This window comes from Sphingomonas phyllosphaerae FA2 (genome assembly GCF_000427645.1).
Taxonomy (GTDB): Bacteria; Pseudomonadota; Alphaproteobacteria; order Sphingomonadales; family Sphingomonadaceae; genus Sphingomonas; species Sphingomonas phyllosphaerae.
This window is the reverse complement of record NZ_KE386571.1, coordinates 1,578,812-1,589,523: the sequence shown is the minus strand read 5'-3', so window position 1 is coordinate 1,589,523 and position 10,712 is coordinate 1,578,812. Positions and strand designations below refer to the sequence as shown.

Genomic DNA, 10,712 nt, shown 5'->3' with positions numbered 1-10,712 from the left:
GATCCTCTTAGTCGGGTTTGGGCCGGAAAAGCCGGGCGTAGAAGCCGGCGGTGTTCACGGTCAGCGTGACGGGCGTCTCGCCCTGGTTGCGCCAGTACCAGCCGTGGATGCCCGCGAACGGCGCGGTGAAGCTGCCCTGTGCCGCGGACAGCCCCTTCTGTTTCCAATAGGTCGAGAAGCTGGTGGCGGTCATCGACGTCTCGCCGTGCATGTCCATCTTGACCGGGCCACTGGCGGTCCAGCGGAAGACGAAGGCGTCGCCGGTCTTCATCTCGGCCTTCAGTTCGACGCCGTCATGCGCGGGGATCGTCACCGTCTGCGTATCGGTGCGCCACGGCGTCGCCTTGGCGATCGTCGCCTGCGTCTGGTCCGGCACTGTGACTGCGGTGGTCGCTGTAGTGGGAGCGGGGGTGTCGGCGGCGTCCTCCACCTCGCCGTTCAGCGCGGTCAGGCCCAGCGCGCCGCCGATGCCGGTAGGATCGACGCCATATTCGGCGGGCAGCACGAACAGCGCCAGCACCGCGCCGGCGCCCGCCAGCGCGGCGAGCGACGCGCGCGCCAGCGTGGCGTTGCTCGCGCGATAGGGAATGGGGGGGGTGGTGGCGGTCATGCCGAACGCTCCATCGCAAAGCCGGTCATCTGATAGCCGACGACGACGAAACCGGCCCCCATCAGCAGCGCATTGGCGATCACGACGCTGCGCGCGAAATTGCGCGTGCGCCGCCACAGCGTCATCGCGATCAGGATCGCGCACAGCGCCATGAACTGCCCGATCTCGACCCCGACGTTGAAGCTGACGAGGTTGGCGAACAGCCCGTCACGCGACACCACCAGTTCCTGTAGCTTGGTGGCGAGGCCGAAGCCGTGAAAGAAGCCGAAGATCAGCACCGCCGCCTTCGGATCGGGCTCGAACCCCAGCACCGTCCGAAACGCGCCGAGATTGTCGAGCGCCTTGTAGACGACCGACAGGCCGATGATCGCGTCGATCACGAACGGATCGGCGTGAACGTTGGCCATCACGCCCAGGATCAGCGTGGTGCTGTGCCCGATCGCGAACAGCGTCACGTACCGCCCGACGTCCTTCAACCGGTACAGGAAGAAGATCACGCCGAACAGGAACAGCAGGTGATCGTAGCCGGTCACCATATGCTTGGCGCCGAGATAGACGTACGGGCCGACGTGCACGCCGGGGTTGGCCTTGTCGCTTTCCGCGACGCCGTGCGCCAGCGCCGGGTGCGCGGCGACCAGCAGCGCCGCCGCCACGCCGGCCCGCCACAGCGCGGTGCCGAGCCGCGTCACTTGACGACGAACGTCGTGCCGAGCCGCGCCTGCGTCGCCTTCTCGACCACCTGCACTGCGACCTTCGCCCCCGCCGGCAGCTTCAGCCCGGCGGCGTCGAAGCGGTTGCCCGGCCCCGGCGTCAGCGCGACGTTGCGCGTCTGGCCACCGGCGGTCACCGCCAGCTTGCCGGTCGCGGCGGTGGAGGCGAGCGGCTCGTCATCGTCGGTGACGTAGATCGCCACGCCACCCGGCGCGCGGACCAGCTCGAACAAGGTTTCCCCGCTCATCTGCACCACGCCGCCATGCTGCGGCGCCATGTTGCCGTGCGCGAACGAAGGCGCGGCGGTGGCGAGCGCGACGCCGGCCACGATCATCACGAAGGTCTTCATGGGCATTCTCCCTGCGGCAGATCGAGGGCCAGGTTCTTGTGGGCGATCGGCCATTTTGGTGATCGGACTGCTTCCCTTCTTCGTCGCCCCGCGCTTTATCCGGAGCCTCGCTTCTTCTTGGCGGACGAGAGAAGAAGCGGGATCCCGGATCAAGTCCGGGATGACGGCAAAGGGAAAGCGGCAGGCGTCATTCGGGGGCGTGCGCCAGCGTGAACGCCAGCGTCGCGGTGTGTTCGATGCGATCGTACTTCTTCGGATTGTCGGTCGGCCCGTTGTAGACCGCGCGGATGACGTTCAGCCCCTGATTGCGGACCGGCATCGTCACGTGGCCGTCGGCGCCGGTCGCGATCTCCTTCGCATCGGGATCGTTGACCATGTCCGCGATCACGCGCGCGCCCTGCACCGGCTTGCCGTTGAACAGCACGACATAGGTCATAGGCGTGCCGAGCGTCGCGGGCAGCGCGCCGGCGGGGACGACCTGAAGGATCTGCGTCGGCAGCGCCGGAATCGGCTTGTCGAGCGGACCCTGGATCGCAACGGCGTATTTGACGGTCTTTTCGGAGAGCGTCGCGTCGGGCATCTCGTCGCGGCCCTTCTTCTCGAACTCGCCCGCGCCCTTGCGCGACCAGGTGCCGTTCTGGAGCACCGCGACCAGCAGCGTCGGCTGTTCCTCGGCATCGACCATCACCACCGGGCCGGCGGTGCGCAGCGTCGCGGCGACCGGCTTGTAGCTCGCATCGAACGCGCCGACGCTTTCGACGAGCGGAAGGCGCTTGACCATGTCGAGATCGTCCGCGCCGATCCCGTAGATCATCGCCACCTGCCGCGCGCGCTGCGCAAACCAGATGCCATGTGCCCCGGCGGGCGGTGCGGCGATCGCGACGATCAGCGCTGCGGCGGCAAGATGTTTCAGGTGTCGCATGGCGATCCTCCGACAGTTGGCAGAGCGCCAGCTTAGGAGGATCGGTCAGTGCGATTGTCTCTTTTGCCGGTATCGGCGCGCACGATCGTGGGGCCGCCGCGCGATCCGCGGCACAATCCACCGCGGCACGATGGCGCGCCGCGCGTCAGAACCAGGCGCGAACGCCAAGCGCCAGCGCGATGCCGCCGGTGCGTTCGCCGTCGTTGCGCGCATAGCGGGCGGTCGCGCCATAGCGGCGTTCCCACGACACGCCGACATAGGGCGCGAATTCGCGACGCAGCTCGTAGCGCAGGCGCACGCCGAACTCCGCCGACGACAGGCCCGCACCGATGCGGCTGTCGGGCATGTCCTGCGCGGCGAGGTTCAGCTCGACGCGCGGTTGCAGGATCGCGCGTTGCGTGATCCGTTGATCGTACCACGCCTCGCCACGCGCCAGCACGTCGCCCTTGTCGGAGAGGAACACCGCGCCCTCGACATCGAACCAGTAGGGCGCGAGGCCCTCGACCCCGACCACCGCATAGGTGCGCCGCGCCCCGGCCCCCAGATCCTGCCGCACGCCGGCCTGCAGATTCCAGTACGGATCGAGTGCGCGGGCGTAGAGCGCCTGCACCTCGGCGGTGTCGACGCGGTCGCCGAAGCCGCCTTCGCCTTCGGTCTTGACCACCAGCCGGTGGATGTCGCCACCGAACCAGCCCTCGCCATCCCAGCGATAGCCGTCGCGACCGCGCTGGACCTGCACCTCGGCGAGATTGAAGAGGATCTGGCTGAACCGCATCCCGCCGTGCATGTCGCGCATCATCCGGTCGGCCTGCGCCATCGCGGCGGGGTCGTAGAAGCGCGCCGCCGCGCGGGTGGTGGGGGCGGCGGGGGGCGGGGCATCACCCGCCGGCTGATCGGTGCCGGCGAGGGTGGCGGCGTCGGGTTCCGGCTTCGTCGCGGGCTTGCAATGGCCCATTGCGGCGTGTTCGGGCGGGCACGGGGCGGCGCTCGCCTCGGGTGCGGGCGTCGGCGTCGCGGGCTTGCAATGGCCCATTGCGGCGTGTTCGGGCGGGCAGGGAGCGGCGCTCGCCTCGGGCGCGGGCGTCGGCGTCGCTGGCTTGCAATGGCCCGTCGCGGCATGTTCGGGCGGGCAGGCCGCGGCCGGTGCGGTCATGTCCATGCCCGGCATCGATGGCGCGTGCGATGCCGGCGCCGCGCGCCGGGCGGGGCGCTTGCGCGCCGCGGCGGCGGGCTTCGGCGTGGCCGGCATCTGCATCCCCGGCATGTTCGCCATGTCGTGCATCTGCCCGCCCGCGAGCAGCGCCGACAGCGTCATCGCCAGCGCGCTCATGCCGCCGCCTCCGTCGCGTCGTCGGCGCGAACGGTGACGACCTGCATCATCCCGGCGTGCATGTGATAGAGCAAATGGCAGTGGAACGCCCAGTCGCCGACCGCATCGGCGGTCAGGTCGAAGGTGGCGGTGCCACCGGGGGCGACGTTGATCGTGTGCTTGCGCGGGCTGTGGTCGCCATGCCCGGTCACCAGCTCGAAGAAATGGCCGTGCAGGTGGATCGGATGCGCCATCATCGTGTCGTTGACCAACGTCACGCGCACGCGCTCCCCGGCGCGGAACGGGATGGGTTCCTTAACCTCGTTCAGCGTCACGCCGTCGAACGCCCACATATAGCGTTCCATGTTGCCGGTCAGGTGGATGCGCAGCTGACGCGAGGGTGCGCGCTGGTCCGGGTTCTTCTCCAGCGCGACCAGATCGCGATAGACCAGCACGCGGTGCCCGGCGTCGGCCAGCCCCTGCGGCGGCTCGCCGGTGCGGTCCATCGGCATCGGCGCGACCGTCTGCACCGTCGGGGTGCGCGGCAGCCCGGGGGCGTTGGCGAAGTCGCGCATCTTGTGGTCCATCGCCATCGGCGCGGCGGCGCCGGGCGTGCAATGCCCCATCGCGGCATGTTCGGGCGCGCAGGGGGCAGGGGCCTCGGCGTGGTTCATCGCGCCCATGTCGCCCATCCCCATGTCCTTCATCGTCGCCAGCGGACGGCGGCGCAGCGGCGGTACGGCGGCGACCATCCCGACCTGCGGCGCGAGCGTCGCGCGCGCCATGCCGGAGCGGTCCCAGCTTTCGGCGACCAGCGTATAGGCGCGCGGCTCGGCGGGCTCGACGATCACGTCATAGGTCTCCGCGACCGCGATCTGGAACTCGTCGACCGCGACCGGGCGGACGTTCTGCCCGTCGGCCTGCACGATCGTCATCCTCAGCCCCGGAATGCGCACGTTGAAGATCGTCATCGCCGCGGCGTTGACGAAGCGCAGCCGCACGCGCTCGCCGGGCGCGAACAGCGCGGTCCAGTTGTCGGCCGGGCCGTGGCCGTTGACGAGATAGGTGTAGGTGGAGCCGGTCACGTCGGAGATGTCGGTGGGATCCATCCGCATCCCGCCCCATGCGACGCGGTCCTTCGCGGGCTGATCGCGCCCGGCGAGCAGCCCGGCCAGCGTCTGCTTCTGGTAGTTGAAATAGCCGCCCTGCTGCTTGAGCTTGCGGAAGATCGTGTGCGGATGCAGCGGGCTGTGATCCGACAGCACGATCACATGCTCGCGATCCGATGCGACCGGGTCGGTGCCGTCGGGATCGACGACGATCGGGCCGTAATGCCCCATCTGCTCCTGCAGGCCGGAATGGCTGTGATACCAATAGGTCCCGGCCTGCACGACCGGGAATTCATAGGTGAAGGTGGATCGCGCCGCGATGCCGGGAAAGCTGATCCCCGGCACGCCGTCCATCTGGAACGGCACCAGCAAACCGTGCCAGTGGATCGACGTTTCTTCGTCGAGCGTGTTGTTCACCGTCAGCCGCGCGGTCTGGCCCTGCCGCAGCCGGATCAGCGGGCCGGGCACCGTGCCGTTGACGCCGATCGTGTGGAGCGGCTTGCCGTCGATCATCGTCATCTGATGCCCGACCGTCAGCGCGATGTCGGTGCCCGATACGGTCGGTAGCGGGGTCGCGATCCCGGCGGACACCGGCTGCGCCCAGGCGGGAAACCACGGCAGCGCCGCCACACCCCCGGCAAGACCGGCATCGCGGAGCAATTGGCGTCGTGTAAGGCGGGGCGGGGCGTCGATCATGCCTTACATACGCATGCTTCGGGCGATCCCCTCACGATTCGCCGCTTTGTCCCGACAAAGAGGCGCGGGCGCGGCGGATGCGCGTCTCGACCGCCTTGGCGGTGATCCCCAGTGCCTCGCCCGCCTCGGCATGGCTCAGCTCGTCGACGGTGCACAGCAGCAGCGGCTCGCGCAAGGCCGCGGGCAGCTGCGCGATCGCCTCCAGCGTCTGTGCCAGTTCGTCGCGGTCGATCGCCTGCGCCTCGGCATCCGCCCCCGGATCGGCGACGCGCTCCCCCGCCTCGATCGGCAGTACGCGCGCCAGAAAGTGCCGCACGCGTCGCCGCCGCTGCCAGTCGCGACATTTGTTGATCGCGATCCGCGCCAGCCACGCGCGTAGCGAGCGATCGGCGTCGAAGCGCGCCAGCGCGCCATGCGCGGCCACGAACGTCTCCTGCAACAGATCGAGCGCGTCCTCGGCATCGCGGGTCTGCGCGACGATCAGGCGGTACAAGGGTTGCTTGTGGCGCGCCATCAACGTGGCGAACGCCGCGCGCTGCCCGGCGCGGTGCAGCGCCACCAGCCCCGCATCGTCCAGCGCGTCGAGCCCGGCGCTCACGAAGCGGGGGTCAGCGCCCGCACCACGATCCGGTCGAAGGCCGCGGTCTGGTCGGGCCGCAACAACCGCCGCATCGCGAAGACATGCTCCAGCGTCGCCTTTTGCAGCGCGCCCATCGTCCGGTGCGACTGATCGACCGCCGCCGCCACCGCCGGCCCGTTGTCGTGCTCGCGCTCGATCGCCGCGGCGAGTTGCGCATTGTCGGCACGCATCTGCGCCTCCAGCGCGCGGCGGCGCACCGCGAACCGCGCCTCCAGCACGTCGAGCGCGGCTTCCTGCTGCCGGTCGAGCGCGACCTGGCCGTGCAGCAGCGCGTGAACTTCGGTGCCGTGCTGCATCCGTGTCGTCATCAGCCGGCAGCCGATCCACACCCCGGCCAGCGCAGCGAGGAACGCCAGCACCATCGTCAGCGCGAGGCGGCGCACGGTCGCGCTCATCGACCAAGCAGCAGGGTGGAGGGGGCCAGCGCCGCATCGATGCCGAGCGGACCGGCGGCGAGCGCAGGTTGCGCCAGCATCGTGCCGCCCGCCAGCCCGATCGCGAGCGCCACCGCGACCGAACACAGCCCCGCGGCACGCCCGGCGCCGCGTTGACGCGCCTGTTCGTCCAACGTGGCGAAGACCTCGGCCTCGATCGCATCAAGCGCCGGTGGTCCGCGCAGGGCCGTCAGTCGCGTCAGTCCCTGTTCGACGGGGTCGTGCATCGCTTTTTCCATCCTCATGCTGCCATACGCACGCGGTCGCGCAACCCCGCAGCTTTTTTTGTCGGGCCGGGTGAGGGGGCGGATGCGTCGCCGCGTAACAACAGGCATCATCCGCACCGGGAGGTCGTCTTCATGTTCCGCATCGTCTGTGCCGCCACCGCCCTGTTGCTTGCGCCGTCCGCGCTGGCGCATCCGAAGCTGCTTGCCGCCACGCCGGCCGCCGATGCGGCGGTCGCCACGCCGTCGCGCATCGATTTGCGGTTCAGCGAGAAATTGATGCCGAAGCTGTCGGGCGTGACGCTGATGATGACCGGGATGGCCGGAATGAAGCACGCGCCGATGCCGGTCGCCAGCACCACCACGGCGGAGGGCAGCATGCTGACCGTCGTTCCCGCCAAGCCGCTGACCGCCGGCAGCTACCGCGTCGACTGGCATGTCGTGTCCGCCGACACGCACCGCATCGCGGGCAGCTACGCCTTTTCCGTTCGCTGATCGGTGAGCGGCTGGGCGGTCATCGCGGCGCGTTTCGCCGTCTACGTGACCCTGGCCGCGGCGTTCGGCGTTCCGTTGCAGGCATCGATCGACCGGTGGCGGATCCGTCGCCGGTGGTTGATCGCGATCGTGGGCAGCGCGCTGATCGCGTCGATCGTCGCGCTGCTGGTGCTGGTCGCGTCGATGGCGGGAACGGCGATCCTGCCCGTCGATCGGGAGGTGCTGCGGATCGTCCTTGGCGAGACGCCGGTCGGCGCGGCGTTCCTCGTGCGGTTCGCGGCATTGGCGCTGGCGGTCGTCGCGTGCGGATGGAGTGGCCGTGGCGCGACGATGATCGTGTGTGCGGGCAGCGGCGTCGCGCTGGCGACCGTGGCATGGACCGGCCACGGCGCGATGCAGGACGGGACCGCCGGCATGGTCCATCTCGCCGCCGACATCGTGCATCTGATCGCTGGCACGGCATGGATCGGCGCGATCATCACGTTATCGCTGAGGCTGTTGGCGGCGCGGCGCGATCCGGCCGCGCTCCGCGATACGCTCGCGGCGCTTCATCGGTTTGCGTTGACGGGCTCGGCGCTTGTCGCGGCGATCGTCGTCACGGGCGTGGTGAACGGGTGGATGATCGTCGGTGCGGAGGGATGGGCGATCCTGCGATCGACGCGCTACGGTTGGTTGCTGGTGGCGAAGGTGGCGCTGTTCGCGGTGATGCTCGCGTTCGGTGCGCGCCACCGCTGGGTGTCGGTCCCGCGGTTCCGTGACGCGTTGAACCGCGGCGACGACGATGCGCCGCGCGCCTTGCTCCGCAGCCTGACGCTGGAGCTGTGCGTCGGGTTGACGATCCTGTTCCTCGTCGCCTGGCTCGGTACGTTGTCGCCATCGGACCAGGGATGACGCGGGTTGGCAACGCTCACCCGTCATTGCGAGCGCAGCGAAGCAATCCAGAGCCGGACCAGGACGCCCTGGATTGCTTCGCTACGCTCGCAATGACGGATCAAGTTGACGGCATTCCGCTCTGGAAGCGTGATAGAAACAAGGACTGCCTGTCGGTGCAAACGGTCTCCGCGTCCTCCGCGCCTCCGCGTGAGAAACCTTTCTTCTTACGCCGTGGCGCCGCCATCGATGTTGAGCGTCGTGCCCGTGATGTAGCTCGCATCGGGGCCTGCGAGGAACGCCACCGCACCCGCGATCTCCTCGACCTTGCCATAGCGGCCGAGCGGGATCGCACCCAGCACCTGTGCGGCGAAGTCGCTGTCGGCGGGGTTCATGTCGGTGTCGATCGGGCCCGGCTGCACGGTGTTGACCAGGATGTTGCGCGGGGCGAGATCCTTGGCCCAGCCGCGCGCCAGCGCCGCGACCGCTGCCTTGGTCGCGCTGTAGACCGTGGTCGCGGGGAAGGCCATTTCGCCCGAGATGCTGCCGATCAGGATGATGCGCCCACCGTCGCGCAAATGCGGCAGCGCCGCGCGGGTGCCGACGTGCAGCCCCTTCACGTTGACGCCGAACTGGCGGTCGAAGGTCTCGTCGGTATCGTCGGCGACCGTTGAGAATTCGGCGACGCCGGCATTGTGGACCAGAATGTCGATCCCGCCCAGCGCGGCGGCGGCCTGTTCGACGCCCGCGCGCTGCGAGGCAGGGTCGGCGGCATCGGCCTGGAACGCAAAGGCGGTGCCGCCTGCGCCTTCGATCGCGGCCACGGTGGCGTCGGCGGCCGCCTTGTTGCCGCCATAGGTGATCGCCACCGCCGAGCCGTCCGCCGCCAGCCGCCTGGCGATCGCCGAACCGATCCCGCGCGACCCACCGGTAACGAGCGCTGTCTTGCGTGCGAGTGACATGAGCATTCTCCAAAAATCGGGCCCGCGATCACGCCATCGTGCGCAGCCGGCAGGCGTGGAGATGGGGTGACGGTCCGATGGTTCAATATTCCCGAACTATTAAATTTGTTGCGGTGCCCTATATCCGGTGGATGCCCCGTTTCACCCATCCCCGGCTGGACGACGTTCCGCTCGATCTGGCGCTGCACGCGCTGGCCGATCTCAACCGGCTGGGCATGGTCGCGCGACTGGCAGAGACCGAGCGGCTGAGCTGCGCCGACGCCGCGCCGTGCGAGTCGGTTCCGAAGAGCACCTTGTCCAACCATCTGAAGCTGCTGCGCGCCGCCGGGCTGATCGAGACGACGCAGGCCGGGCGGGAGATGATCAACACGCTGCGCCGCGAGGAATTCGATCGGCGCTTTCCCGGTTTGCTCGACGCGGTGCTTGCGAACCGGGCTGGCTGATTAACTGGTATCGATCGACTTTCCGGCTCGCGAACAGGCGCAAGGGAAGGGGTGTTCGCGCGGAGGCGACCCGACGTCGGATTAGAGCATCGCCAGCGGCTCGGGACCGGATGGCGGCGGAAACAACTCGTCCAGAAGATGCCGTTCGGTGTCGGACAGCGTGAGGTCCGCCGCGGCGCGGTTTTCCCGGACATGGGCCACCGATCCGGCCTTCGGGATCGGCAGGACGCCGTCCTGCGCCAGCAACCACGCGAGCGCGATCTGCGCCGGGGTGGCATCGCGCGCGGCAGCTATTTCCGCGAGACCGCGATGGGCGAGCAGCCGTCCTTGCTCGACCGGGCTATAGGCCATCACCGGCATCCCCCGCCGCGCGAGCCACGGCATCAGGTCGTATTCGGGGCCGCGCCGGGTCAGGTTGTAGAGGATCTGATCGGTTTGGCAGCGCGCGCCGCCGCTTTCGACAAGCTCCGCCATATCGTCCCCATCCAGATTGCTGACGCCCCAGCGCAGGATCTTGCCCGCCGTGACCAGCCGCTCCATCGCGTCCACCGTCTCCGCCAGCGGCACGGTGCCGCGCCAGTGGAGCAGATAAAGGTCGAGCCGGTCGGTGGCGAGCCGGTCGAGGCTCGCCTCGCAGGCGCGCGATAGCCGGCCGCGCGAGGCGTTCTGGGGATAGGCCTTGCTGACCAGAAACACCTCGTCGCGCCTGCCCGCGATCGCCTCCCCGACGAGGCGTTCGGACTCCCCGTCGGCGTACATCTCGGCGGTGTCGATCAACGTCAGGCCGAGCGACAGCCCCTCGCGCAGCGCGGCGATCTCGTCCGATCGGCGGGCGGCATCTTCGGCCATCATCCAGGTGCCCTGGCCGAGCGCGGGGACGGCCGTGCCGTCGGGAAAGCGGATCGTTTTCATGGAGCCTCGAACGTCCGACGCCGCGC

14 protein-coding genes are annotated in these 10,712 nt (G+C 69.3%); 3 read left to right on the top strand and 11 right to left on the bottom strand.

The window, feature by feature from the left end:
• Window positions 1-7 precede the first annotated feature (7 nt).
• The 9 genes from SPHPH_RS0107890 to SPHPH_RS0107850 all read right to left on the bottom strand — a co-directional run bounded on the left by SPHPH_RS0107890 (window position 8) and on the right by SPHPH_RS0107850 (window position 7,007).
• On the bottom strand, window positions 8-610 hold the full coding sequence (locus SPHPH_RS0107890) for a hypothetical protein (RefSeq protein WP_028966219.1): 603 nt from the start codon (window positions 608-610) through the stop codon (window positions 8-10).
• Window positions 607-1,299: a HupE/UreJ family protein gene (locus SPHPH_RS0107885; RefSeq protein WP_081668550.1), complete on the bottom strand. Its 693-nt coding sequence runs from the start codon at window positions 1,297-1,299 to the stop codon at window positions 607-609. Before SPHPH_RS0107885 ends, SPHPH_RS0107890 begins: the two co-directional genes overlap by 4 nt.
• The gene (locus SPHPH_RS0107880; RefSeq protein WP_051272895.1) at window positions 1,296-1,670 is read right to left on the bottom strand and encodes a hypothetical protein; all 375 of its coding nucleotides are present in this window, start codon (window positions 1,668-1,670) and stop codon (window positions 1,296-1,298) included. The genes SPHPH_RS0107885 and SPHPH_RS0107880 overlap by 4 nt, the downstream gene beginning before the upstream one ends.
• A 187-nt stretch (window positions 1,671-1,857) precedes the next feature.
• Window positions 1,858-2,592 (bottom strand): DUF4198 domain-containing protein, encoded by a 735-nt coding sequence (locus SPHPH_RS0107875; protein ID WP_037488283.1) that lies wholly within the window; start codon window positions 2,590-2,592, stop codon window positions 1,858-1,860.
• 145 nt (window positions 2,593-2,737) lie between these two features.
• Complete coding sequence (locus tag SPHPH_RS0107870; RefSeq protein ID WP_037488280.1) at window positions 2,738-3,922, bottom strand: copper resistance protein B; 1,185 nt, start codon at window positions 3,920-3,922, stop codon at window positions 2,738-2,740.
• Window positions 3,919-5,706 carry a copper resistance system multicopper oxidase gene (locus SPHPH_RS0107865; protein ID WP_028966214.1) on the bottom strand — a complete coding sequence of 596 codons (1,788 nt, stop codon included), beginning with the start codon at window positions 5,704-5,706 and terminating at the stop codon, window positions 3,919-3,921. Before SPHPH_RS0107865 ends, SPHPH_RS0107870 begins: the two co-directional genes overlap by 4 nt.
• Window positions 5,707-5,737: 31 nt before the next feature.
• On the bottom strand, window positions 5,738-6,304 hold the full coding sequence (locus tag SPHPH_RS0107860; protein ID WP_028966213.1) for an RNA polymerase sigma factor: 567 nt from the start codon (window positions 6,302-6,304) through the stop codon (window positions 5,738-5,740).
• Window positions 6,301-6,741: a periplasmic heavy metal sensor gene (locus tag SPHPH_RS0107855; protein WP_028966212.1), complete on the bottom strand. Its 441-nt coding sequence runs from the start codon at window positions 6,739-6,741 to the stop codon at window positions 6,301-6,303. The genes SPHPH_RS0107860 and SPHPH_RS0107855 overlap by 4 nt, the downstream gene beginning before the upstream one ends.
• Entirely contained in the window at window positions 6,738-7,007 is a 270-nt protein-coding gene (locus SPHPH_RS0107850) for a hypothetical protein (protein ID WP_028966211.1), read from the bottom strand. Before SPHPH_RS0107850 ends, SPHPH_RS0107855 begins: the two co-directional genes overlap by 4 nt.
• 132 nt (window positions 7,008-7,139) lie before the next feature.
• Between SPHPH_RS0107850 and copC the strand changes: the two genes are divergently transcribed.
• On the top strand, window positions 7,140-7,499 hold the full coding sequence (copC, locus tag SPHPH_RS0107845) for a copper homeostasis periplasmic binding protein CopC (RefSeq protein WP_028966210.1): 360 nt from the start codon (window positions 7,140-7,142) through the stop codon (window positions 7,497-7,499).
• A gap of 3 nt (window positions 7,500-7,502) precedes the next feature.
• Window positions 7,503-8,390, top strand: a complete 888-nt coding sequence (copD, locus tag SPHPH_RS0107840; RefSeq protein WP_028966209.1) for a copper homeostasis membrane protein CopD — start codon at window positions 7,503-7,505, stop codon at window positions 8,388-8,390.
• A gap of 206 nt (window positions 8,391-8,596) precedes the next feature.
• Here the strand turns inward: copD and SPHPH_RS0107835 are convergent, their stop codons facing one another.
• The gene (locus SPHPH_RS0107835) at window positions 8,597-9,331 is read right to left on the bottom strand and encodes an SDR family oxidoreductase (protein WP_028966208.1); all 735 of its coding nucleotides are present in this window, start codon (window positions 9,329-9,331) and stop codon (window positions 8,597-8,599) included.
• A gap of 131 nt (window positions 9,332-9,462) precedes the next feature.
• On the opposite strand from SPHPH_RS0107835, the gene SPHPH_RS0107830 reads away from it, so the two are divergent.
• A complete protein-coding gene (locus SPHPH_RS0107830) occupies window positions 9,463-9,774 on the top strand; it encodes an ArsR/SmtB family transcription factor (protein WP_028966207.1) in 312 nt (103 codons plus the stop codon).
• Window positions 9,775-9,855: 81 nt separating this feature from the next.
• Here SPHPH_RS0107830 and SPHPH_RS0107825 read toward each other — a convergent pair whose 3' ends face one another.
• Window positions 9,856-10,686: an aldo/keto reductase gene (locus SPHPH_RS0107825; protein ID WP_028966206.1), complete on the bottom strand. Its 831-nt coding sequence runs from the start codon at window positions 10,684-10,686 to the stop codon at window positions 9,856-9,858.
• Window positions 10,687-10,712: the final 26 nt, after the last annotated feature.

What these genes read in the sequence shown, in the direction of transcription:
- SPHPH_RS0107890 (WP_028966219.1), bottom strand. Translation starts at nt 610, where the DNA reads ATGACCGCCACCACCCCCCCCATTCCCTATCGCGCGAGCAACGCCACG.
- SPHPH_RS0107880 (WP_051272895.1), bottom strand. Translation starts at nt 1,670, where the DNA reads ATGAAGACCTTCGTGATGATCGTGGCCGGCGTCGCGCTCGCCACCGCC.
- SPHPH_RS0107875 (WP_037488283.1), bottom strand. Translation starts at nt 2,592, where the DNA reads ATGCGACACCTGAAACATCTTGCCGCCGCAGCGCTGATCGTCGCGATC.
- SPHPH_RS0107870 (WP_037488280.1), bottom strand. Translation starts at nt 3,922, where the DNA reads ATGAGCGCGCTGGCGATGACGCTGTCGGCGCTGCTCGCGGGCGGGCAG.
- SPHPH_RS0107865 (WP_028966214.1), bottom strand. Translation starts at nt 5,706, where the DNA reads ATGATCGACGCCCCGCCCCGCCTTACACGACGCCAATTGCTCCGCGAT.
- SPHPH_RS0107855 (WP_028966212.1), bottom strand. Translation starts at nt 6,741, where the DNA reads ATGAGCGCGACCGTGCGCCGCCTCGCGCTGACGATGGTGCTGGCGTTC.
- SPHPH_RS0107850 (WP_028966211.1), bottom strand. Translation starts at nt 7,007, where the DNA reads ATGCACGACCCCGTCGAACAGGGACTGACGCGACTGACGGCCCTGCGC.
- copC (WP_028966210.1), top strand. Translation starts at nt 7,140, where the DNA reads ATGTTCCGCATCGTCTGTGCCGCCACCGCCCTGTTGCTTGCGCCGTCC.
- SPHPH_RS0107835 (WP_028966208.1), bottom strand. Translation starts at nt 9,331, where the DNA reads ATGTCACTCGCACGCAAGACAGCGCTCGTTACCGGTGGGTCGCGCGGG.
- SPHPH_RS0107830 (WP_028966207.1), top strand. Translation starts at nt 9,463, where the DNA reads ATGCCCCGTTTCACCCATCCCCGGCTGGACGACGTTCCGCTCGATCTG.
- SPHPH_RS0107825 (WP_028966206.1), bottom strand. Translation starts at nt 10,686, where the DNA reads ATGAAAACGATCCGCTTTCCCGACGGCACGGCCGTCCCCGCGCTCGGC.